This window comes from Deltaproteobacteria bacterium (assembly GCA_019309045.1).
GTDB lineage: Bacteria > Desulfobacterota > Syntrophobacteria > BM002 > BM002 > JAFDGZ01.
This window is the reverse complement of record JAFDGZ010000014.1, coordinates 26,359-51,166: the sequence shown is the minus strand read 5'-3', so window position 1 is coordinate 51,166 and position 24,808 is coordinate 26,359. Positions and strand designations below refer to the sequence as shown.

General features: G+C 53.2%; 18 protein-coding genes. 8 read left to right on the top strand and 10 right to left on the bottom strand.

The genetic code is table 11. The features are described 5' to 3' along the window. From JRI89_04930 to JRI89_04905, 6 genes are all read right to left on the bottom strand, one after another. Positions 1–1,032 (bottom strand): FAD-dependent oxidoreductase (locus tag JRI89_04930; protein ID MBW2070581.1); only part of this gene is annotated, 1,032 nt, incomplete at its 3' end. Between the two features lie 105 nt (positions 1,033–1,137). Continuing rightward, positions 1,138–1,566, bottom strand: a complete 429-nt coding sequence (locus tag JRI89_04925; protein ID MBW2070580.1) for a response regulator — start codon at positions 1,564–1,566, stop codon at positions 1,138–1,140. Positions 1,567–1,662: 96 nt separating this feature from the next. Then, entirely contained in the window at positions 1,663–2,145 is a 483-nt protein-coding gene (locus tag JRI89_04920) for a universal stress protein (GenBank protein MBW2070579.1), read from the bottom strand. 30 nt (positions 2,146–2,175) lie between these two features. Continuing rightward, on the bottom strand, positions 2,176–3,765 hold the full coding sequence (locus JRI89_04915; protein ID MBW2070578.1) for a response regulator: 1,590 nt from the start codon (positions 3,763–3,765) through the stop codon (positions 2,176–2,178). Then, entirely contained in the window at positions 3,758–6,094 is a 2,337-nt protein-coding gene (locus JRI89_04910; protein MBW2070577.1) for a PAS domain S-box protein, read from the bottom strand. Before JRI89_04910 ends, JRI89_04915 begins: the two co-directional genes overlap by 8 nt. 396 nt (positions 6,095–6,490) lie before the next feature. Then, entirely contained in the window at positions 6,491–8,239 is a 1,749-nt protein-coding gene (locus tag JRI89_04905) for a sigma 54-interacting transcriptional regulator (GenBank protein ID MBW2070576.1), read from the bottom strand. 455 nt (positions 8,240–8,694) lie between these two features. Here JRI89_04905 and JRI89_04900 point away from each other — a divergent pair, with 455 nt between their 5' ends. Then, positions 8,695–10,239: a response regulator gene (locus tag JRI89_04900; protein ID MBW2070575.1), complete on the top strand. Its 1,545-nt coding sequence runs from the start codon at positions 8,695–8,697 to the stop codon at positions 10,237–10,239. A gap of 21 nt (positions 10,240–10,260) precedes the next feature. On the opposite strand, the gene JRI89_04895 is transcribed toward JRI89_04900, so the two are convergent. The 4 genes from JRI89_04895 to JRI89_04880 are packed head-to-tail and all read right to left on the bottom strand — an operon-like array spanning position 10,261 to position 12,753. Next, a complete protein-coding gene (locus JRI89_04895; GenBank protein ID MBW2070574.1) occupies positions 10,261–10,719 on the bottom strand; it encodes a cytochrome c3 family protein in 459 nt (152 codons plus the stop codon). 56 nt (positions 10,720–10,775) lie between these two features. Then, positions 10,776–11,300: a (Fe-S)-binding protein gene (locus tag JRI89_04890; GenBank protein MBW2070573.1), complete on the bottom strand. Its 525-nt coding sequence runs from the start codon at positions 11,298–11,300 to the stop codon at positions 10,776–10,778. A 9-nt stretch (positions 11,301–11,309) separates the two neighbouring features. After that, positions 11,310–12,062, bottom strand: a complete 753-nt coding sequence (locus JRI89_04885; GenBank protein ID MBW2070572.1) for a (Fe-S)-binding protein — start codon at positions 12,060–12,062, stop codon at positions 11,310–11,312. A 40-nt stretch (positions 12,063–12,102) separates the two neighbouring features. Next, on the bottom strand, positions 12,103–12,753 hold the full coding sequence (locus JRI89_04880) for a nitrate reductase (GenBank protein ID MBW2070571.1): 651 nt from the start codon (positions 12,751–12,753) through the stop codon (positions 12,103–12,105). Positions 12,754–13,276: 523 nt separating this feature from the next. Here JRI89_04880 and JRI89_04875 point away from each other — a divergent pair. The 7 genes from JRI89_04875 to JRI89_04845 all read left to right on the top strand — a co-directional run bounded on the left by JRI89_04875 (position 13,277) and on the right by JRI89_04845 (position 24,795). Next, on the top strand, positions 13,277–14,407 hold the full coding sequence (locus tag JRI89_04875; GenBank protein MBW2070570.1) for a response regulator: 1,131 nt from the start codon (positions 13,277–13,279) through the stop codon (positions 14,405–14,407). A gap of 385 nt (positions 14,408–14,792) precedes the next feature. Next, entirely contained in the window at positions 14,793–17,084 is a 2,292-nt protein-coding gene (locus JRI89_04870; protein MBW2070569.1) for a PAS domain S-box protein, read from the top strand. A gap of 201 nt (positions 17,085–17,285) precedes the next feature. Further along, a complete protein-coding gene (locus tag JRI89_04865; protein MBW2070568.1) occupies positions 17,286–18,791 on the top strand; it encodes a response regulator in 1,506 nt (501 codons plus the stop codon). Between the two features lie 25 nt (positions 18,792–18,816). After that, the gene (locus JRI89_04860; protein ID MBW2070567.1) at positions 18,817–20,154 is read left to right on the top strand and encodes a sigma-54-dependent Fis family transcriptional regulator; all 1,338 of its coding nucleotides are present in this window, start codon (positions 18,817–18,819) and stop codon (positions 20,152–20,154) included. A 246-nt stretch (positions 20,155–20,400) separates the two neighbouring features. Further along, positions 20,401–20,778 carry a response regulator gene (locus JRI89_04855; GenBank protein ID MBW2070566.1) on the top strand — a complete coding sequence of 126 codons (378 nt, stop codon included), beginning with the start codon at positions 20,401–20,403 and terminating at the stop codon, positions 20,776–20,778. A 15-nt stretch (positions 20,779–20,793) separates the two neighbouring features. Further along, positions 20,794–21,669, top strand: a complete 876-nt coding sequence (locus JRI89_04850) for a methylenetetrahydrofolate reductase (GenBank protein ID MBW2070565.1) — start codon at positions 20,794–20,796, stop codon at positions 21,667–21,669. A gap of 27 nt (positions 21,670–21,696) precedes the next feature. After that, positions 21,697–24,795, top strand: coding sequence for a CoB--CoM heterodisulfide reductase iron-sulfur subunit A family protein (locus JRI89_04845; protein MBW2070564.1), 3,099 nt, complete (start codon positions 21,697–21,699; stop codon positions 24,793–24,795). Positions 24,796–24,808 lie beyond the last annotated feature (13 nt).

The following is a 24,808-nucleotide window of genomic DNA, read 5'->3' as shown; positions in this document are numbered from 1 at the left end:
GCTATACTCGCACGGATGCGGACACACCCGACCCAATACCCCGGGCAGCGGCAAACGCTCCATGATCAACTGCACCGCCTCCACATACTTGCCCTGGCCTATCAACTGCACATAGCCCTGCACATTCACCCCCGCAGGACAACTCACTACACATGGCGCCCGATCCTTCTTGTCTATGGTGAAGGTAATGGGCACAGCCTGGGGAAAGTGACGGTAGATGGCATTGCGGCTTCCCAGATATTCATCGAACTGGCTCGGCACAGACACCGGACATGCCTCTGCACAGAGACCGCAGCCGGTACAGCGGTCTTCGCGAACATAGCGGGGTTTTCTCCTAACTTTGACGGTAAAATTTCCCACGTAGCCGTTCACCTCGGCCACTTCGGAATAAGAAAGCAGGTGGATATTGGGCTCCTGTGTCACCGCAACTGTCTTGGGCGTGGAAATGCAGGCGGCACAGTCAAGTGTGGGGAAAGTTTTGTCGAACTGCACCATGTGTCCCCCAATGGAAGGCTCCCTTTCCACCAGATAAACCTGATTGCCCGACCTGGCAATATCCAGGGCTGCCTGAATACCGGCAATACCTGCTCCCACGACCAGGACGTCAGGATGCACTCTCACTTCCCGGGCAGCCAGACTCTCATGGTAGTGCACCCTGCTGACCGCGGCTGCCACGAGCGCTTTTGCCTTGTCCGTTGCTTCTGCGGGATCTTCCACCACCCAGGAGCAGTGTTCCCTGATGCACGCCATCTGGAAAAGGTAGGGATTGACACCGGCCCTCTGACATGCCCCCTGAAAGGTTTTTTCGTGCAGCCGAGGAGAACAGGAGGCGACTACCACTCTGTTTAAACCAAAGTCGCGGATGTCCTGCTGGATCATTTCCTGACCGGGGTCCGAGCACATGAATTTGTAGTCCCGGGCCACAATTACATCTTTCAACCCCCTGGCAAAAGCCACAACTTCTTCTGTGTTCACCTTGCCGGCGATATTAGTGCCGCAGTGGCAGACATACACGCCTATGTTCTTTGCCATGCTTCATACCTCATCTAGCAAAAGATATGCTCTGGTACAGGCACTGCCGCTTTGCGCTGACCTGCTTGCTGCCGGGACTCGCGCTGGCAAGCCAGGCTAAATCCCTCAGGATTCTGGGGCAGCATTTTTTTCCGACACACAGCCGAGGCAGTTTTCCAGAGTGCGTAGGAACTCCTCTGTCTCAGGCGGTTTCTCCAGATAGGCTTCCGGCTCTGGGACCTCCTGGCCGCGGTAGGTATTCAACATCTTTTGCGAGTGGAAAAAAGTCCTGCGAGAAATGGCCGACAACATTATGACAGGAATGTGCCGCAGCTCTTTGTTGGTTCGCAGCTCTCGATACATCTGGATGCCGCCTTCCTTGGGCATCATCACATCGAGAATTATCGCCTCCGGCTGGTGAGCCAGGGCTTTCTGCAAACCTTCTTCACCATTGGTGGCAATGATCGGTTTATAGCCGCTGGTCTCGAGTAGGGTGGAGATAAAGGTGCGCATATCGAGTTCATCGTCCACCACTAGCACTTTTTTCTTTTTCATACAACCATACCTCCTCGCTACACGCTTTCAGGGTAGCTCCGGCTCCCTGGCAGGCGGCAGCCGTGGCCGAGCAGCCCCGGCTGACTTGTGCCTTCTTCAGCCAGGCAGTTTGAAGGCCTTTTCTGGATTGCGAATCGCCATTACATGGCAGTGCGCTCTTCTGGCCACATTCTCCACTGTACTGCCAAAACTCTGCTTGTTGAGTTCAGAACTCCCGGATGCGCCCATTATGATGAAATCCACCTTGTTCTCCCGGGCGTAGCGAACAATTTCCACAAAAGGCACCCCGACCCTGACCTGAAAGTTCACCTCCCGGCACTCCTGCAGTCTTCCTTGATACCTCTTTTTGAGATCTTCTTCCGCCTTGGCAAGCAGTTCAGGATCCGCAGTTTGCTCATCCTGGCCTTCCTCCACATATTCGTCCACCACATGGCGAAGGTATTTGTAGCCCGAGTGAAGCACATGGAGTACATGCAGCCTGGCACCATAGCGCTGGCAGAAATCTACGGCATGGTGAAAGGCCATCTCTGCCTCTTCAGAAAAGTCACTGCAAAACAAAATGTTGCTGTATTGCACCATAGCTCTTTCTCCCTCCCGTACTGGCTGGTCCTACTGGGCACTGGTATCGAGCACTTGATCGTTTTCGCTGCTTCCCTGCTCACCTTCCCCTGGCCTCTCAGGAAGCAAGATTCGAAACAGTGAACCCCTGCCTACTCGCGATTCCACCTCCACACGACCGCCATGCTCATCAACAATTTTCTGCACATTCAGTAGACCGAGGCCGGTGCCTTCGGCCCCCTTGGTGCTAAAGAAGGTGGTAAAAAGCTTGCTCTTATCCTCTTCGGCAATGCCGCAGCCATTGTCTTCCACCTCAAAACAAACCGCCCACCCAGGCTGCCGGCAGGTGCGGAGTACAACCTTTCCATGCCGGTGTCCACAGACCTCCGGGCGACAGGCATCAATGGCGTTGTTGACCAGATTGACCAGACTTTGATGAATGCCGTTGGCATCCATAGCCACCGGCTGCTGATCGCCCGTGCTCTCTATTATCAGCTTAACGCCAAATTCATCTGCTCGTGGTTTGAGCAACTCCGCCACCTCGGCTACCACTTGAGCTGCCTCCGTCAGCGTGAATTCAGGGCGGCGATCTTTGCAGTAGGTGAGCAGATCCATAGCCAGGGTAGATATCTTGCCAATGTTGCGCTGCACCATGTCCCAGCCTTGCCTCAGATACTGCTGATTGTTTCCTTCGAAACCTTTATTGACCACAAACATGCCGCCTTTCAGGCCACCAACTATATTCTTGATGGCATGTGCCAAACTGGCCACAGTCTCCCCTGTTGCTGCCAGCCGTTCGGTTTGAATCAACTGTGCTTGCAGACGGTGGATCTCGCGCAAATCTTGGCAGAAGACAACACAGCCGATCACTCTTTCCTGATCGCGCAGTGTCACCCCAGTGGTACGAACCGGAATGTCTCTGCCGCTGCGGTCTCTGATGGTAGCGTCCAGATAGTCTCCCCTGCTCACGGTGCCAGCATGCTGCCCCTCTTCCCCAAACCGACACCAATGCTCGACCACTTGGCGAGGGAAGAGATCTTGAAGCCGCAGCTTGCCCACTACCTCCTGGTAGCCGTAGCCGGTCAGCCTCTGAGCACTACTGTTGAAAATCACCAGGCGGCCCTGTTCATCGGCAGCCACAATGCCATCCAGAGAATTGTCGATCAAGCTTGCCTGAAAATCGTTGATTCTTTTGATCTCAGCTGTGGCTTGCGCCACTTTACGCTCCAGGTTTTCTGTGTAGTCACGCAGTTGCCTCCTGAGACTGATCTTTTCCTCCGCCCGTTTCAGGGCCAGGGTTAGAGCTTCGTCGTGAATAGGTTTCGTAATAAAATCAGAGGCTTCTAACTGCAAAGCGCGAATAGCAAGTTCCATTTCACCATGGCCGGTGATCATGATCACTTCGGCATCCGCATCCATCTCTTTGACCTTCCGCAATACGTCGAGCCCGTCCATCCCTGGCATCTTGATATCAGTGAGCACAATTATGGGACGTTCACGCGTGAATACCTCAATGCCTTGTTCGCCGCTTTCGGCGAGCAAGACCTCATAGCCGGCATCACGCAGGGCTATAGCCATCACTTTGCGGATGCCCTCCTCATCGTCGATCAGAAGAAGCCGGTGCCTATCTGCTTCAGCCACCTGCCACCTCCATGGCCTCCTCCCTCTCCTCTTCGGCAGCAGGAAACCTCAGCCTGAACAGAGTGCCCTGCCCCTCCACGCTTTCCACTTCAATGCGGCCGTCGTAGTCTCTGACTATGCCAAAACTGATGGAAAGGCCGAGGCCGGTGCCCTTGCCAACCGGCTTGGTTGTAAAAAAGGGCTCGAAAATTTTTTCCCGCACTGCTTCACTCATGCCCACACCGGTGTCGGCAATCTCTACCACCACTTCACCATGCTCCTGGTAGGAAGCAATGGTGAGCACCTTGTCCACCTTTTCGTCTCGGCTGAGCGCTTCTTTCTCGTCCATGGCATCACGGGCGTTCATAATAAGGTTGAGAAATACCTGTTCCAGCCGATTCCTGTCTCCCTTGATAGGGGGCAGATTGCCGTCTAGATCGAGCTCCACCCGAATGCCATGTACTTCAAGCTGGCGGCCGAGCACGGTGAAGCTTCCCTCTATGCACTCATTCAGCTGGACATTGACCTTGCGAATCTCTGTTTTGCGGCCAAACTGGCGGAGATGATTGATAATCTGCGAAGCTCGATCCACCTGACTGTCCATTTCTTCCGCAAGAGTCTGCAAGATTTCAGCGTCCATCTGCTCGCCCCGGGCAATTTTTTTCAGGAGAAAGCTGGACGAAGTCTTTATCACTGACAAAGGCTGATTCAACTCATGAGCCACACCTGCCGACATTTCCCCAAGGGTGGCCATCTTGCCTGCCTGCACCAGCTGCTCTTCACTTCTCACCCGTTCAGTCACGTCTGAGGTGGTAACGATGATCGCATCCTGCCCCATGTGGCTCAGGTTTGAAAAGCTGATGTTCACCACGAGTTGCCCACCGCTCCTTGTGCGGTGCCTTACCTTGTAGATAGCGCTCTTCTGATGCCATGGGGCTCTCTTGAGTCTTTCCCTCTCTTCAGGATCGGCAAGATCCAGAAAACTCCTGCCCAGCAATTCTTGCCTGGAGTAGCCATAGTCCTCCAGAGCCCGCTCATTAGCATCGAGGATCTCCAGGGTATGATAGTCCAGGACAAATATTGGATTGGGGTCGCTGTTGAAAAGCGTGCGGTACTTCTCCTCGGAGCGCTTAAGTTCTTCTTCCAGTTCACGCACCTGGGTGATGTCGAGGGAGACCTCCATGGCGGCCGTGACTTCACCTGCCTCATTGAAGATTGGAGTGGCGAATGCCAAAATATAGGCCTTGCTGCCGTCCTTCTTCACCACGACTTCCTCGCTGGAGTGGGGCTGAGCATCCCGAAAGGTCTTGTCTACACTGCACACCTCACACTTGCTATCCCTGCCTTTGTAGGCCCGATAGCAGTATTCACCCACCTGATTGCCGAATTTTTCTTCGAAGGCCCGATTTGTCCTTACTATGCGGAATTCACGGTCCTGCACTGTTATCTGGCAAGGCACCTCTTCAAAGAGCATCTGATACTCTTGTTTGCTTCTCTGCAGCGCTCGAGCCTGCTCACCAATATTGCGCCGCATCTCGTCGAAACAGAGGGCAAGATGACCGATCTCATTGTCAGGAACCGGCCCCAGATCCTGGTCGTAATTGCCATTGGCTATCTCTTTGGTGGCTGAAACCAGGCGACGAATGGGTTTGTTTACGAAATGGTTCACAGATACCGCCATGATGGCGGACACCGCGACGAACATCAACAGGGCAAAGAGCACCGTCCTGGTCTTGGTAGCACTGATCTCCTGATCCAGCTCTTTGAGAGACAAGCCTATGTCGAGTACACCAAGAACAGTACGAGATTCAGGATGATAGTGGCAGCTGGCCTGCCAACAGCTAGGCTCATTGTAGATGGGATTGATCATCCCCAGGACGCGATAGCCGCTCGGATTGCGGTAAATTCTGCTGCGATCCCCCATGCTCAAGCGCTCGAGAGGCCTATCCCGCCGGTGACAGGCATAACAGGCCTCGGCCTGCATATCCACATTGGTGCCGATCTCCTGCTTGAGGCTCGAGAACATGATGGCGCCGTTCTTGTTGAAGATTCTGATCTTCTCTACACCTGGCTGCGCCCCGATTGCCTTTATGATCTCGTGCAAACTCTCTCGCTGGTTCTTGAGCATGCTATAGTAGGTGCTTCGTTTGACAGCATCGCTGAAGCGGCCCACATTGTCCACCATGCGCTGGAAGGCCAGTTTTTCCTGGAAGGAAACCAGGGAGTAAGTAAAGACGAGCACTGCCACTAGAAAGATGACGCCTACTACCAGGCTCAATTGCAGGCCCAAGCTCCGTTTGAAGTTTGCCAGGGCACCTAGGATTGACTGGGCAGTTCCGGAAAAAGCCATGATGCTCCTTGCAGGAGGCAGGGTTCAATTCAAAGTCATGCCAGGTCCATGCCATCTGGAATTGGATTAAAATGGCTGCTACAAGTAGTTGATATTACTAACTTTAAATCACTAGAGAGGCTATATACCAGAGTCTTGCAGGGATGGGGAGATGCAACATAAATAGCAACATTTCTATGTTATTTGGTGCTAATTTCAATGGTTACTGTGTTGCGCTCATGATGCAACATTGTTGCAACAACCGTTGCAGCAGCAACCATATCAATTACTTTCCGAGCCAAGTCCTTCAATGCATAAGTTAAATGACGAACTTATTGACACAGGACTTAGTGCTGACTGAGAAACTGCTTCGAGGTAAATCTGCAGAATACGTCACAGTATCTGCGAATCGATGCACTAAGGCACGATATTGTGCTTTTTCATCTTGCGCCACAGAGTAGTGCGGTCAATGCCGAGGGCCCTGGCTGTCTTTTGCCTATGCCACTGGTTCTGGCGAAGTTGCGTCAATATTTGCCTTTTTTCCTGATCATGCTCGCCATGTTCGGAGGTCTGCCACTCTGTAGCAGGCCTTTCATGGTGATTCTGGTCGAGCGGCACCCTCAGATATTTCGGGAGATGCCGCCACTCTATGACACTTCCCTGGCAGAGGATGCAGGCATGTTCCATGATGTTCTCCAATTCGCGAATATTGCCAGGATATTGATAGTTGAGGAGCCCATCCATGGCCTGCTCGGAGACTCTGCCAATAGCTGTTCCTTTGGTAGCGTTGTAGCGCCTGATGAAGCGATCGATCAGCAGAGGGATGTCGCCCCGCCGCTTGTTGAGCGGCGGCAATTCCAGGCGCATGACATGCAAGCGGTAATAAAGATCCTCTCTGAACCTTCGTTCTCTCACCAGACGCTCCAGCCCCTGGTTGGTGGCGGCAATAATGCGTACGTCTACCCGCGTGAGCTTTCTGCCACCTAGAGGATAGAACTCCCTGTCTTCGAGTACTCTGAGAAGCTTTGCCTGCAAAGAAAGGGGCAAATCGCCTATCTCGTCCAAAAAGATCGTGCCGCCATCCGCTTCCTGGAACCTTCCAGGCTTGTCCTGGTCTGCGCCGGTGAAGGCCCCCTTCACATAGCCGAACATTTCAGATTCGAGCAAGCTGTCCGGCAGCGCTGCGCAGTTCACCTTTACAAAAGGCTTGTCCTTGCGTCTGGAAATTTTGTGGATTACTTTGGCCAGCAGGTCTTTACCGGTACCGGTGGCACCCTCGATGAGCACATTCGCCTCGCTGGCAGCAACCACCGGCACAATCTCGAAGATCTGCTGCATCAATCCATCTTTGCCGACCATATCGTCGAGGGTATAGGTCTTGCTTATGGCACGATTGAGCTGCTGGATCAGGGAGATGTCTTGAAAAGTTCCCAGGCCCCCCACAATCTGGCCACTCTCGTTTCTCAGGGCCAGGAAACTTACCCGTATGGGCAGACTCAAACCGTCCTTGGTGACCAGATGACTGTGATGATCTGCGAGTTTTTTCCCGGTCTTGATCGACTCATTCAGCAGACATCTCACCTCCGGGCGGTCACAGCCCATGAACTTGGCGTGGTGTTGGCCGAGAATCTCCCGGCGCTTGTAGCCGGTGATTGTCTCAGCCACTGAATTGAAAGACATAACATGGCCGCTTCTGTTGACGGTAAAGATGCCAATGTCCAGATTATCAAGAATGAGCTTGAGTCTGTGTTCACCATAGCGGATACGTTCGAGCAGTTCGCTGAAAATAGAAAAATCCTGAAAAATTTCAATGCAGCCGCTCACACGCCCATCGCTGGTCAGCAGGGGAGAAACCAGCTTGGTGATTCGGTGACGATTCCCTTTCTGGTCTTGAATTTCCATGTCAAAGGCCTGTGGCCTTCCTGCCTTTTGGATATCGTCCCGGGACATGCACTCGCCGTGGCAGAGGTCATTGTAAAATACATCGTAGCACTGTCTGCCGAGCACCTCCTCCTCACTGAAGCCTGTAAGTCTCTGGACAGTTTGATTGAAAGAAGTGATACGACGATCCCTGTCCACAGTGAAGACACCGATTCCTAAGTTCTCTAACAGCTGGCTCAATTGTTCATGAAAAATGATATCAGTTGCAGCCCGGGTGACCGGCATGGCTCTCCTCCCCACCTTTGTCAAGGCTCCGGTTGTCTTCCTCTGTCGAGGCCGCTCAGCCCTCAAGTGTCCAGGTTTGATATTGGACCGGTATTGGCTGAAATTCTATCACAAGCACGGTTGATCCAAAAGTGCCCCCCATGCTCGGGAGAGAGTCGCGGACCTCAGCCACCACACCCCGAGTGACCTGCCGCCTGCCTGTGGCCAGGCTGCATGAGCAGGAAGGCAACTTGTTATGCTAGAGTAAGTGCTGTTATAGTAAACAATCATGCTGATTGTCATGCCCGAAAGGTACCTGCAACCAGAAAAGTAGAGACAACTGCCCGCGGGGCACCTCGTGGGGAGGCGGGCCATTCTCCAGTTTCGGGACTGCCTGGCACGATGGCCAGTGCTGTCCGCTGGGAGGAGCATATCAGCCCCAGCCCTCGAGACTGCAACAGAGGAGATCTGCTGCCATGATTGCCAAGAAGTGGCGTATCCTTTTCATAGACGACGACGAGAGCATCCGCAAAGTCATGGCCATTGAATTGACAGATGCCGGCTACACAGTATTCACAGCAGCAGATGGGGAAAGCGGCATTGAACTGCTGCGCCAGCATCCTTGTCAGATAGTCATCACCGACATTCGCATGCCCGGCATGGACGGGCTCGAGGTGGTGCGCAGAATCAAGGCCGAGGACCCGGACAGGGAGGTGATCGTTATCACCGGCTATGGGGATATGGAACTGGCAATAAGGGCGCTGCAACTCGATGCCTCTGATTTCATTACCAAACCTATTCATAATGAAGCCCTGGAAATCGCCCTCAAACGGGCCAAGGAACGTTATCACACCAGAAAGGAGCTGCGCGACTATACGGCTGTGCTGGAAGAGAGATGGATGGACACGGCAGACAAGCTCGCAGAGACATACAACTTTCAAAAAAATCTCATCGAGAGCTCCATGGACGGCATTCTCGCCTGTGATCGGCAGCGCATCGTCAACACTTTCAATAGAAGTCTGGAAAAAATGCTCGGCTATACCAAAGAGGAGGTTATTGGCAAGAAGTCTTTTGATTTCTTCTTTTCCCCGAAAGATGCTGACAGGATCAAACAGATCCTCTACAGCGACAATTATGGCGGCAAATACAGACTGTCCGTATACGAAAACACCCTCATTGCCAAAGATGGCAGCAACGTGCCGGTACAGCTCTCAGCCAGCAGCCTCTTCGAAGGAGACGAGGAGATCGGCATTGTTGCCTTCTTCCGTGATCTCAGAGACATAAGAAAGCTGGAGCAACAATTTGCTGATCAGGCCAAACTGCTGCACCAGGACAAGATGATATCTCTCGGCAAACTGGCGGGCAGCGTGGCTCACGAAATCAATAATCCCCTGTCCGGCATCCTCAACTACGTCCGACTCATGCTGCGAATTCTCAAGCGAGGTCAGCTCACCCCGGAATATAGAGAAAAGTTTCAGAAGTACCTCACCCTCATGGAAAGCGAAACCAGCAGATGCTCGAGAATCGTCTCCAGCCTGCTGGCCTTTTCCCGAAAATCCAAGCTGGAAGTCTGTGAAGTAAACGTCAATGACTTGCTCAGTCGCTGCATCACCCTCAGTGAACACAATCTGGAGCTCCACAACATCACCATCAAAACCGAGTTGGATCCCCAGGTGCCGACCTTGCCCGCTGATGCTGATCAAATTCAGCAATGTTTCCTCAACATCATGTTCAACGCCATGGATGCTATGCCCCAGGGCGGCACTCTGTCCATCTCGAGTCGCTATCATCGCGAGAAAAAAGAAATCAAGGTGAGTGTGGCCGATACTGGTTGTGGCATCAGCGAAGAACACCTGCCGCGGATCTTCGATCCCTTCTTTACAACCAAGAAGGAGGGCAAGGGTGTAGGCCTGGGCCTCTCTACAGTGTACGGCATTATTGACCGCCATAAGGGAACCATTCAAATATCGAGTGAACCGGGCAAGGGTACTCTTTTCACCATCACCCTGCCAGTAAAGTAGCCGCCCAGGTGCGAAGCCGAGTCAGGGCTGGGCCGACTTGGGCCTAATATGGCATTCACCGCAGGCCACAGGCCCGCCTTTCACCTCTTTTTTCCTCATACCGCGGTGACAGCCGATACACATACGGTGATAGGCCTGCCTCAATATCTTCTTCGTGGGGTCAACCTCGGGGCTAAATTGGAAGCCGGCGCTGTTTTTATGGCAGGAAGAGCAGCTGATCCCCTCTGCACCCTCCTCTAACTCTGACTCGTCTAGGACGTTCTCACCGCGCTGAAAACGATGGTGGCAGGTTGTGCAGTCGAGGTCTGCATCTATGTGAAGCATGTGGGGAAACGCCACAGGAGGCCGCTGATGTTGGCCGAACACCACCTGGTCCTGCAAAACGATCTCTTCTGGCTGCGCCTGCAACTGCATTGCCAGCAGGAGCCCTCCTCCGGCCAGGACCGCTATCCATACCAGTAGACGTCCTCGATACAGCATGCCCGCCCTCCTCAGCGCAGACCACCCAGCATCTGCCGTGGTTTGTCAATGCCCTGTCAGTCTTCTTCGTCTTTGGCTTTTAGTTCCTCGGGAATAATCAAGGCCTGTTCGAACATCTCTTTAAAAGAGAGAACTCGGATACCCAGGTCATATTCTTTGTTGAGATCTCGAATTTGATCATAGCAGTTGTGACAGGGGGTAATGCAGATAGTCGCCCCAGTTGCCCGGATCTGCACGGCCTTTACCTTGCCGGCCTTTAGACGCCGCTCTCTGAATGGGCCCGCCATGGGTATGGCTCCCCCACCGCCGCCGCAGCAAAAATTGTAGTCTCCGTGAGGTTCCATCTCCACAAAATCCTCGCAGAGATAAGAAATGATTTCCCTGGCATCTCTGCCGCAGCCGCCGTTGCGGCTCACATTGCAGGGATCCTGGTAGGTGCACCGCTCATTGGCAAAGACCGTCTTGTCCAGTTTGAGCCGTCCTTCGCGGACATATTCGGCAAATAGGGTGACGCTGTGCACCACCTCGAACTTGTGATCACGGCCCAGCCAGACAGGCGCTTCAAACTGAAGCGCACGCAAGGCGTGGCCTCATTCCGTAATGGCCACGCGTCTCACCTCCAGTTCCTCGGCAGCATCGCGCACCAGCTGCGACACATAGGCAGCACACTTGAGGTCGCCGGCAAACATGGCCAGATTGGTATCATCCCATCCCTTGGTGGACACGGTCCAATCCTCGCCCGCCAGATAGAAAATCATGGCAGCCTGGGAAATATCCATGGGATAAAATTTAGGTTCTCTGGCATTTACCGTATAGAGAAGATTGGCGCCTTTCTTGTCAATGGGAATGGTGGCTCCAGGGAGCTCCTCCTGGAGTTCTTCCTCCATCCACTCCAGGGTGTCTATCCATTCCTCCTTGGTTATGGCCATTTGATTGCCATGCTCGAGATAGTTCTCAATGGTCTTGACCAGATTCTCAGGCACCTTTCCCTGGGATACGCACAGGCCGCGCCCCATGCTGGTGATGGTGGCGATATCAATGCCGAAGGGACAGTACATGGTACAGCGGCGGCACATGGTACACTCTCCGTAGACTCGCCAGTAGAGGTCATCAAGAAATGCCTCGTCCACTCTGTCCTTTCTCTTGATCGCTTCCAGCACTTTCTTGGCCTTGTAGGCCGGGATCATTTTCGGATCTCTGTCGTTGGCAAGATAGTAATGGCAGGTATCAGCACAGAGGCCACAGTGGGCACAGATCTCCAGCCACATTTTCAGACGGGCATTCATCCTGTCTGCCACTGCCTTGCTGAACGGTTGGGCGCTAGATCTTGCTGTCTCTGTCATGCATTCCTCCTCTGCAGACATTGAATTTTAACCCTGTGCTCTACCAGGAGGGAGCGCTTCGGCGGCCAAACTCCATGCCAGTTACTGCCCGGGAAACGAAAAACATCAGAAAATGGCTCAATTTGGTAAAAGGAATCACCACGAGCATCAATTCACCAAAAGCCATGTGCAGCAGAAGCATTGTCTCATAGTGAAAGTACTGGTGATAGGCCAGATATCCTGTAACAAAGGGGGCCGCCGTGAGCAGCAGAAGAACATAGTCTGCCAAAGTGGTCACCACTCGTACATGGGGCAACACCAGCCGGCGAATTAACAAGAAAAGGGCGCAAGCTATAGTAACGAGGGTCAAGTAATCAGCTATTTTTTCAGGAAGATACCACCAACTTATTTGCCAGGATTCGTACCAGAGGACCCCGTGGGCCAGCAGCAGCAGCGGGGTGGCAATCAGGCAGATGTGAAAGAGGAATCCCACCAGCGTCACTATGGGATTCTTTTTCGCTGTCTGGTTCAGGGGGATCAGCCAATGAAAGATTGACAACCACAGCCACTTCCAGTTGAAAAACCGATAAATGGGCCTGTCTTTCTTGAGGCTCAAATTGGCAAAAAGGATGATCCGCACAATCATCCCACAGACAAACACCCCAAAGGACAGCCACAACAGAGGGCCTCGCAGTAATTCGTACAAGTTCATAGGGCTCCACTCCACACCGTGGGTCTAGGCCTCCACATCTCAATGAGAGCGACTTGAAAAAAGTGCAGACTTCTCAACGGCTTTATGGGGAGCAAACCGTATGCCCAAAAGGGTACCAGTATAAAATAGTCATACATTTCAATATGATATATCCATACTGCAGAAACGGCCGCCGGCAAGCGAGAGGGGGAAATACCCCGCCTCGTAAACAAAAAACCCTCTAAGCTATCAAATTCAAGGCCATTTTTTCCTTTTGTGTAATAATGTCCCATCCGATACCAAATTACCCGTTCTCTGCCTTGACCTGAAACCACCCAAGCGGTCCTGGTGGACTTTGCCACGGCGTCACCACGTGCACCAGGGGTGCATCTGGAGATTGTCCTATTGCTGTAACATGATGAATATTCACAAAACGCCTTGCAATTGACAGGTTATTTTGTGATACTTTGCGCAAAATTGACGACTGATCCGAGCACATTTGCGGTGCAGAGGAGAGCAGGCCAAAGCTAGTCGAGGAAAGACAATGGTTGTTCAGTGCCAGAAACTTCTGCTGGTTGATGACGAAGAGGGGATTCGCAAGGTGCTCTCAATTGCCCTGCAGGACGCCGGCTATCAGGTGCTCTCTGCCCCTGATGGAGAGGCAGGGTTGGAGCTTTTCCGGCGGGAGCACCCTGCACTTGTAGTCACCGACATAAAGATGCCAGGCATGGACGGCATCGCGCTGCTGCGACATATAAAGGCGGAATCGCCAGACACTGAAGTGATCGTCATCACCGGTCACGGCGACATCGAAGTTGCCATCAAAGCCCTGCAACTCAAGGCCTCAGATTTCATCACCAAGCCCATCCACGACGAAGCCCTTACGGTTGCCCTGAAGAGAGCAGAAGAAAAGCTGCGGCTGCGCCGAGAACTGCAAGAGAGCCAGAGGCAGGTCCTTCATGCAGAAAAGATAGCTTCTCTGGGCAGACTTGCCGCTGGAGTGGCCCATGAAATCAACAATCCTCTCGCCGGTATTCTCATCTATGCTGAAATGCTCATGAAAGAAATGGAGGACAACAATCCCTGGCGCCAGGATCTGGCGGAAATTATCACCCAGACCCTGCGCTGCAAACAAATTACCAACCGTCTGCTGGAGTTCAGTCGACAGTCTCTGGGAAGAAAAATAAGATTCGATGTGAATTTCACAGTTGAACAGGCTGTTGCCATGCTGGAACACCAGGCCATCTTTCACAACATCTTCATTGATCTCGATCTCCAGCAGGACATGCCCCCGCTCGTCGGCGACCCGGACGAATTCCAGCAGGTAGTTACCAATCTGCTCCTCAATGCCGCCGACGCCATGGAGGGCAGAGGCCGTATCGCCATCTCCACCTGGGACCATGCCGGCAGCAGGGAGATAGTGCTCCGGGTGGAAGACACTGGCCCTGGTATACCCCAAGACCTGGCAGACAAGATATTTGAACCCTTTGTTACCACCAAACCATCAGGCACGGGAACAGGATTGGGCCTGGCCGTGGCCTTTGGGGTGATCAAGCGGCACTCTGGCTCCATAGTCCTGGAAAATCCAGGTGAACAGGGGGCTTGCTTTGCCATTACTATACCGGTGCAGCCTCCAGCAAGCAGCGCAGAAAGGGAGGAGCTCTGCTGTTTATAACTTGCAGTGCACATGTCAGCTGATAGCAGGAAAACTGGACGCACTGAAAATGATGCCGCCCATTATGCCACAGCTTGCCATTCTGCTGCTATTGCAAGTGACGCTGCGGCCAGCTTGCTTTCTCCGGGCGCCTAGCAGGGTAAACCGCCATGTGCAACGTATCGTGTATGGTGAGGCTGCTGCTTGCCAAAACACCGCTGACAGAGGGCGCCATTTTGAAAAAAGCCTCAGCGTCCTTTATAATTCACTAGACTGGCCAGCTAGGCCCATAAGCAATACAGGCTGTCAACTCTACAATCTTGCAGAGGCGGGCTATGAGCACATCTTTACTGCAACAGCGACCAGTGCCTGCCAGGGGCAGGGAATATGAAAAGAACGGTTTATCGTGAAGCGTCCTGATCCAGCAAGACAAAGCCAGGAGAGGGCAGGTAAAGCCCCCTCTACTGGCAACTTGAGGGGCTCTGAACTGCACCGCTATTTTGCCCACGTCACTGATGCGGTGGTGGTGGCAGACAGTAGCAAACGCCTGGTCTATCTAAACAATGCGGCAGAAGCTCTTTTCAAAAGAACCCTTTCTTCTGGAAAACCTCTTCTCTCCTGCGCCGATCTCTTTCATCTGGAGCCCCACTCCAGGAGTAGCTGTTTTGTAGAAGAAGTGCTCTATGGCAGGCGAAATTCCCTGCGCACTAACATTCGCTTGCCAATGGAGCAGGGCAATTGGCTTTCCTTCACAGTATCCGCCTCTGCGATTCAAGACATACAGGGCGCTCCTGGAGGCTGTCTGGCCATCCTGCGGCCTTCAATGGAGGATCTCGATACTCTTCCGGAGATTCAGGACAAGCTGGCCACTCTCTCCAGTATTCTAGAAAATTTTCCCACTCCCTTTTTCACGGTGGGGCCTGACCTGGTGATCACCTTCATGAACCGCTACCTTGAGGAGCTCACCGGCTATCGGCGCGAAGAGGTAGTGGGCCGGATGACCTGTGCCAAGGTGCTCTGCACCAAGGAATGCCAGACAGATGCGTGCGTGCTCAGGCAGGCCATGGAGTATCGAAGGCCTCTTGCCGGTATAAGACGCGTAATCCGCAGTAGAGACGGTAGAGAGATCCCGGTGGTAGTAAACGCTTCTCTCATCACTGATCCTTCCGGGAGAGTCATCGGCGGCTACGAGGCCATACGTGACATTACCCCCATAGTGGAAGCCCAGAAAAAGGTGGAGATCCTCACCGAAATGACCCAAGAGGGCATCCTGATGGTGGACCAGGAGTGTCGGGTCATCTTTGCCAACAGCAAGATGGCGGAAATCGTCGGCTCCCCAAAAAGTGAACTGATAGGCAGGACACTCGCTGAGCTGCTCACCAGCCAGCACGAAGAAATGGTCAAGGAACTCCTGCAGCGAGCAGATCTTGAAGACGAGGAGCAGCTGCGCTTTTGCAGCACTCTGCAGCTTTCCCATTGGGAACAGGGTGACTCGCGTATCTATGAGACCTGCATGAGCGGTTGCCGCCTGGGCAGCGGCAGGACAGTATGTGTCTATCTTCGCGATCTCACCAAGCGCATTGAAATCGAACGTCAGCTACGCAAAGCCAACAGCTTTCTCCAGAATATTATCCAGAGTTCTGTTGACGGCATTGTAGTCACGGACACCTCGGGTACGGTGATGATTTTCAACGAGGGGGCCGAACGTATTCTCGGCTACCAGGCGGAAGAGATTGTCGGCAAGCCTGGCATGTTGAGCCAATTTTACGATCCAGAACTGGCCCGGGAGATCATGAGAAAAATGCGCGCTGACGAACACGGTCCCCCGGGTAAACTGAACCCAACGCGCATCTCTTTTACTGACAAACAGGGACAAGAGGTGCCGGTGAACTTCTCCGCAGCCATTATCCAGGAAGGTGAACGAGAGCTCGGCAGTGTGGGCATTTTTTCCGATCTCAGGGAGCATGAGAGAATGCGCCGTCAACTCGAACAAACCCAGCGTCAACTGGTGCAGGCGGAGAAGATCGCCTCTCTGGGCAGACTGGCTGCAGGGGTTGCTCATGAAATCAACAATCCCCTTGCCGGTATTCTCATCTATGCCGATATGCTGATGAAAGAAATTGCCAGCAATGAACAGTGGCGTGCGGATCTGCAGGAAATCATCAACCAGACATTGCGCTGCAAACAAATAGTCACACGATTGCTCGAGTTCAGTCGTCAGTCCCTGGGACAAAAGTTTCTCTTTGACGTAAATGACGTCATCAAACAGAGTGTGGAACTCCTGCGGCATCAGGCACTATTTCATAATATTGAATTTGTCCTGCAGCTGGATTCTACACTGCCGCAGATCCTTGGAGATCCCGGTGAACTGCAACAGGTTTTTACCAATCTGATTCTCAATGCTGCTGACGCTATGGATGGCAAAGGCAAGATCACCGTAGTCAGCAAGACATCGACTGATGGCAGCCAGATAGTCTTGACATTTTCGGACACTGGCCCCGGGATCCCTCCAGAGGATTTGGACAAGATATTCGAACCCTTCTTTACTACCAAACCACTGGGAAAAGGAACTGGCCTGGGACTCTCTGTTGTGTATGGAGTGATTCAGCGGCACGGCGGCAGCATAGAAGTGCAGAGCCCTGCCGGACAGGGAGCCACCTTCCTTGTGACCCTGCCAGTGGGATCTGGTGCGGAATAATTGCTAGGGTGAGGTCGCAGCTGAGGGGGAAAGTTTATCCAGAAAAAGTGGCTGGCAGCCCTCGCTGCTGTGCCACTTGCATTGCAGACTCCGCAGGGGGAGATAGACCAAGCCGCTCCAGCAGCGACAGACAGAACGGTAACCCCGCCATCTCCCTTTAGGAAGAGGCAGACATCAATTCTTCGGTAGGCAGGAGATTGCATGCAGGCTGCAGAGCAGGCAGAAATCATTCTGGTGGTGGATGACGAAAGAGTCGTCAGGGAGGGCTGCAGTCGTATTCTCACACCCGAGGGTTACCAGGTGCTCACCGCTGTCAATGGCAAGGAAGCCCTGGATCTGTTGCCTGCCAATCCCGTGAATCTGCTGCTGTGCGACTTGAAAATGCCAGTCCTCGGAGCCATTGAAGTCCTGGAGGAAACCACCCAGACCTACCCAGATATTCCAGTGATCATCATCACTGGCCACGGCACGGTAGAAAGTGCAGTGGAATGCATGAAGAAAGGAGCCTATGACTTTATTACCAAACCCTTCAGGGCAGACCATCTGGTCCTGTTAGTAAAGAGAGCCCTGGAAAAGCAGGCCCTGGAAAGGGAGGCTCGGCGGCTCCAGGAAGAACGAGCAAGAAACCTCTATGACCTGGCCATGGAGCAGAGCCGTAGCCGCACTATTGTAGCCTGCATGGCTGATGGGGTGCTGGTGACCAATCGCAACCTGGAGGTGGTTCTTCACAATCCTGCTGCCATGAGACTGCTGGGATTCACTCCCCCGGCAACTCCAACGGCCATGCTGTCTCACTTTATCGACGATGAACAGTTGACTGAAGCGCTGCGCCTCCTCTTGCAGGAACAACAGCAGGAGGATGAGTATATTGTCCAGGAACTAGAACGAGCCCAGACACATCTGCGGGCTCTTTCCGGGCTCGTGTATGGGCCAGAACGAGAAGTGCTGGGCACCGTTACCGTGTTTCACGATATTACTTCTCTCAAGGAACTTGACGAAATGAAGTCCCGTTTCGTTCAGCAGGTATCCCACGAATTGCGTTCTCCACTTGCGGCAATCAAACAACAGCACAGTGTGATTCTGGAAGGAATGGCCGGGGAACTCACTGCCAAACAGCGGGAACTACTGCAACGCGGCCATGACAAGATCCAGGGCTTGCTGGACATGATCAACGAATTACTGGACGTGGCTCGCATTGAGAGCGGCCATGCAGTACAGCAGCAAATACCTTTGCAACTTAATGGCATCATCAAGGAAACCTGTACACTCCTCGCTGAGAGAGCTCGAGAACAAGGGGTAGAAATTGAACTTTCCTTGCCCGAGGAAATGCCAATGGTCCAGGCAGATGAACGCTGCATGGAAGAAGTCTTTATCAACCTAGTTGCCAATGCGATCAATTACTCTCCTGAAGGGGGCAAGGTATCGCTCTCTGCCGTGGATCATGGAGAATACCTCGAACTGCGATTGACTGACACGGGCATAGGAATTGCTCCGGAAGAACTCCCTAAAATTTTTGATAAATTTTACAGAGTTAAGCATCCAAAGACCAGACAGGTCATTGGCACCGGCTTGGGCCTCGCCATTGTCAAGGGAATCATAGAGGCCCACCGCGGCTCCATTGAAGTGGAAAGTACACCTGGGCAGGGAACAACCTTTCGCATTATGCTGCCCACGATTAGCGGAGATGATACAATTGGGTGCAACTGAGATGAAAAACAGGTCTCACATACTGGTGGTAGACGACGAATCAGTGGTTCGCACTGGCATCGGCCGAATACTCGAAAGGCAGGGTTTACCCTACTACACTGCCGCCAATGGGAACGAAGCCCTGTCTTTGCTGGCGAAAGACAAGGTGGGCATAGTCTTGTTGGATGTAATGATGCCAGGAATGAATGGCATCGAAGTGCTGAAGCGCATTCGAGCCAGCTATCCGGATACTGTGGTCATCATGATTACTGGACATCCCACCATAGACAGTGCTGTGCAGTGTACTCGGCTCGGAGCAATGGACTATCTGGTAAAGCCCTTCCGGGTTGACGAACTCGAAGCGCTCATCTCGAGGGCCCAGGAGTGCCTCGGTGCAAGCCAGGATTGCGGCTCCGCTGTCCATCTTCAGGACACAGCAGCCGAGGTGCCATACATTGTCGGCAACAGCCCTGCCATCAGGCAGGTGTTCGCCAAGATCAAGAAGGCTGCCCCCAGTCACAGCACCGTGCTCGTTACCGGCGAAAGCGGCACTGGCAAGGAACTGGTAGCCAGAGCCATCCATGCCCTCAGCGACCGCGCCGACCGAGAGTTCGTACCAGTCGACTGTTCCGCCCTGGTAGAGAGTCTTTTGGAAAGCGAGCTGTTCGGCCATGTCAAAGGCTCGTTCACTGGAGCGTATCAGACAAAACACGGTCTTTTTGAACTGGCAAACCATGGCACCTTTTTCTTCGACGAGATTTCCAATCTCAGTCTGAATATCCAGGCAAAACTGCTGCGGGTGATTCAGGAACGGGAGTTCATGAAAGTCGGCAGTCAGAAGCGAATAAAGCTGGATATTCGCATCATCGCCTCATCTAACAGGGACCTGCGCGAAGCCATCCACGATGGCACCTTTCGCGAGGACCTCTTTTACCGCCTCAGTGTGGTTCCCATACATCTGCCGCCATTGCGAGAGCGCACCGGAGATATTCCTTTGCTGGTAGACCACTTCCTCGACCTTTATTCCAAGAGAAGCAACAGAAAAGTAGAAGGTATATCCAAGGCAGCTCTGGAAATGCTCACGTCCTACGCCTGGCCGGGAAACGTCCGAGAACTGGAGCACACTATTGAGCGCATCCTTATCCTGGAAGACTGTGAAATAATCCAGCCCGAACACCTGCCGTCCTTTATCACCCAACGCCAGGGAGAATTTCAGGTATTTTCTGAAGAAAATTTCACCTTGGAGGAGATAGAAAAACGCTATATTCAGTTTATCCTCCGACGCACCAAAGGCAAGCGGCAGCAAGCCGCCCGCATCCTGGGAATCAACCGAAAAACCCTGGCAGCCAAGATCAAGAGGTACGACTTGCGGGTAAATTGGTAACAGTCGGGGCATTTTTACACAATCAGAGAATTATCATGGAATCAATGCCACTTATCCCATAATCTGCCTAGCTACCGGGGCAATCACACCGCTTCGCTCTCCTGAGGCCGCCTCTGGCTCAAATTTGATATCACCTTGAGATAACTACCATTTTACCACATTACCACCTTAGGCACAGGGCTTGCTGCTAGGCAAGAGCGGTATCAGGCAGAAAAATGCGGCATTCCACAAGGAAGACAGAGGCTCATGGCAGAGTGTGGCACCCTACTCATTGGAGAACCTGGCTGCGAGCTGGCTACCGAACTGCAGCAACTGGTGGCCAACAAAGGCTACAAAGTCTGTGCCGTCAACAATCTCGAGGATGTCATTCACACCCTGCAATGCGAGAAAGTGCACGTCCTGGTCCTAGATGTCTGCCTTTATGAAAAAATAGGTTTTGAAGCCCTCTCTATCATCAAGAGTATGGATCGAAGTCTGCCGATCATAGTAACCACCGATGAAAATAATCCTGATATGGAAAGCCGCATCAGGCAAAAGGGCATATTTTATTACCATGTGAAGTCTTTTGGCATGGATGAGCTCGTACTCGCCATTATAAATGCCATGGCGCGCTCATCTCGATGAACTTGGGGAGATCCTATGAACATGCAGTCAAAATTGATATCCGGTGATTTCTTGGTTCTGGCCGAAATGGAGCCTCCCAAAGGAGTGGACGTTTCCCACATGGTGGAGAGCGCCGTCATGGTTCGTGGACGCGTAGACGCCTTTGTGGTCCCGGAAATGAGCAATGCGGTCATGCGTATGAGTTCTCTGGGCGGCGCCATACTCTTGCAAAGCAAGGGATTTGAAGCAGTGATGCAGCTCTGCTGCAGGGACCGCAACCGGCTGGCTCTGCAGGCAGACCTGCTGGCAGCCGAGGCGCTTGGAGTGGCCAATGTGATGGCTGTCACCGGGGAGGATCCGAGCTACGGCGATCACCATAAGGCACGGGCAGTATACGACATTGATCTACTGGAATTGTTGCACGTCATCAAGACCCTGCAACAAGGCCGGGATATGGCTGGCGTGGAACTCCGCGGCGCCCCCTCTTTCCTGGTAGGTTCATTTGTTAATTCTGGGGCAACCGGTGGGGCCCTTGATCTGGAGCTGCAGGAACTGGACAAGAAAATGGCAGCAGGCGCTGAGTTTTTCCTTACCCCCCCGGTATTTGATCTGGAGGCATATGCCAGCTTCAGCAAAAAGGTGGGAGACCGGAAGGGAAAAATCATTCCCACGGTGCTGCTGCTCAAATCGGTGGGGATGGCCCGCTACATTGATCGTCATCTGGACAACGTCAGCATACCGGCTGCAATAATCAACCGCATCCAGAAAGCCGGAGACAGAGTGCGTGAATGTGTGTTGATCGCAGCGGAGATCGTCCGTTCTCTCAAAGAGGCAGGGTGCTGCGGCGTGCACATCGTCACCATTGGCTGGGAGAACAAACTGCTTGACATCCTGGATGCAGCTCGTCTGTAGCCAAACATAACGGACAGGATGAAAATTATGGTGAACAAAAAGGATGCAAGACCATCGGCAAACCCTGAATCCACCACAGGCGCGGTAATGGTGATAGGTGGTGGGGTGGCTGGAATCCAGGCAGCCCTAGACCTGGCGAACTGCGGATTTTATGTCTACCTGGTGGAACAGTCAGCCGCCATCGGCGGTGGCATGGCACAGCTGGACAAGACCTTCCCCACCAATGATTGTTCCATGTGCATATTGTCGCCCAAACTCGTTGAATGCGGCCGCCACTTGAACATAGAGCTGCTCACAATGGCCAGCGTGGAGAGCGTGGCTGGCGAGACCGGACGCTTCACTGTAGCCGTACGGGAACAACCGCGATACATCGACATGGAAAAATGCATCGCCTGCGGGGTGTGCGCAGAGAAGTGTCCCAAAAAAGTCGCTGATGAATTCAACATGGGGCTGGACAAGCGAAAAGCAGCCTATGTCAAATATCCCCAGGCAGTTCCCTTGAAATACGCCATCGATGAGGAAACCTGCATCTATTTCACCAAGGGCAAAGGCAAGTGCAAGGCGTGTGAGAAGTTCTGCCCGGCTGAGGCAGTGGATTTTGCGCAACAAAGCAAGCTGCACCAGTTGCAGGTGGGAGCTATCATACTTGCTCCTGGATTTCAGTCAGTTGCACCGCATATGCTGGAAACCTACGGCTACGGCAGATACGCCAACGTCATAACCAGCATGGAATTCGAACGCATCCTCAGTGCTTCCGGACCCTATCAAGGACACCTCCTGAGGCCTTCTGATCAAAAGACTCCCCGCAAGATTGCCTGGCTGCAGTGCGTAGGCTCCAGGGATCTGCACGAGGGCAGCCATGGCTATTGCTCTGGAGTTTGCTGCATGTACGCCATCAAAGAAGCTATCATAGCCAAGGAGCACGCTCCAGAGGGTCTCGATACCGCCATCTTTTTCATGGACATGCGCACCTACGGCAAAGACTTCGAACAGTATTTCAACAGAGCGAAAAAGGATCTGCAGGTTCGCTTCATCCGCTCCCGCATTCACAGCATCGAACCGAGTGCCACGGATGCAGGCGATCTGGAGCTGCACTACGTGGACGAAAAGGGCATTCCCTGCAGTGAGATCTTTGACCTGGTGGTGCTGTCCGTGGGTCTGCAGTCTTCTGCCGGCATCCAGCAACTTGCGGAAGTGTGCGGCATTAATTTGGACGAAGATGGTTTTGGCCGCAGCAGCTGCTTTACTCCAGTTGCCAGCAGCCGTCCCGGCATCTTTATGTGCGGCGCCTTTACAGGGCCGAAAGACATCCCACATGCTGTAATGGAGGCTTCAGCGGCTTCAGCGGCCTCAGCAGCGCTCCTTGCCGACTCTCGCCACTCCCTGAGCAAAAAAAAGAGTTACGGCGAAGAAATTCAGGTCAGCTCCGAGCAGCCGTGTATCGGCGTATTTGTCTGTCACTGCGGCATCAACATCGCCAACGTGGTTGATGTCGCTGCGGTCCGCGATTACGCCAAGACTTTGCCGCACGTGGTCTATGTGGCCGACAATCTGTTTACCTGCAGTGAAGATACCCAGCATTTGATTCGAGAGGCAATCAGCAAAGAAAATCTCAATAGAGTGGTGGTTGCGGCATGTACACCGCGGACCCACGAACCGCTGTTTCAGGAAACCATCAGGGAGGCAGGTCTCAACCGCTACCTTTTTGAGTTGGCCAATATCCGCGACCAGGACTCATGGGTGCATCAGGCCGAACCGGAAAAGGCTACCGAGAAGGCCAAAGACCTGGTGCGCATGGCAGTGGCCAAAGTGGCTCTGCTCGAACCTGTAGAGCGTATACAGGTGCCTCTGACCCGGAAAGCACTGGTGATCGGCGGCGGGGTAGCTGGCATGAGCGCCGCTCTCAATCTTGCCCAGCAAGGCTTCCCCACATTTCTCGTGGAGCAAAAAGGAGAACTGGGGGGACACGGCCTGCAGGTGAAGCAGACCTGGCAGGGAGAAGAAGTGCGAGCCAAGGTGCTCGATCTTCGCCAGCAAGTTCTCGAGCATCCTGACATTGAAGTACTTGTGGACACCCGGGTGGTAGAGGTGCAGGGATATGTGGGAAATTTTGTCACCACGGTGGCCATAAACGGTGGACAACGGCAACTGGAGCACGGGGTGGCAATTCTAGCCACAGGGGCCCGCTCTTACGAACCAGCAGAATATCTCTACGGTCAGAGTGCACTGGTGCACCGCTGGCACGAACTGGAAGATCTCTTCGAGAAAGACCCTGATTTGCTCCGCCAAGCAAAGGCAGTAGCCTTTATTCAATGTGTGGGATCCCGCCAGGAGGACAGACCATATTGTTCCAAGATTTGCTGCACAGCTTCCGTACAGCAGGCTATCAGTTTAAAGGAGAAGAACCCGGATCTTGATGTCTATGTGTTCTACCGGGACCTTCGCACCTACGGACAAAGGGAGGCACTTTACCGCCAGGCCCGCGAATTGGGAGTGCTGTTTTTCCGCTATTCTCAGGAGGCAAAACCCCTGGTGGAAGAAATAACTGTTGGGGGAAAAAAGAAAATTCAGATACAGCTTGAAGACCATGTACTCGGTCGCCCCGTACAATTTCAGGTGGATTACCTCAATCTGGCTACAGCACTCATCCCTGTGGGCACTGACGAACTTGCCAGGTTTTTCAAAGTGCCAAGAAACGATGACGGCTTCCTGTTAGAAGCTCATATGAAGCTTCGTCCCGTGGATTTTGCCACAGATGGCGTGTTTCTTTGCGGCCTGGCCCACTATCCCAAGCCCATGGAGGAATCTATTGCCCAAGCCCAGGCGGCAGCAGCCCGGGCAGCCAGCATTCTCGCCCAAGAATTCATTGAAGTGGAACCCATCGTCTCAGTTGTAGATCAGGAACTCTGTATTGGCTGCGGCCTTTGTGAGGCTTCCTGCCCCTTTGGAGCCATCAGACTGCAGAAAGTTGAAGGAAAAGGCTACAAAGCCGACAGTGTCGCCGCCTCCTGCAAGGCGTGCGGCGTCTGCGCTGCAGCCTGTCCGCAGAAAGCTATAGACATGATTCACTTTCGTGATCGCCAGATTATTGCTGCCATTCAGGCAGGTGGTGCAGCGGAACTGTAACATCTAGGAGAGC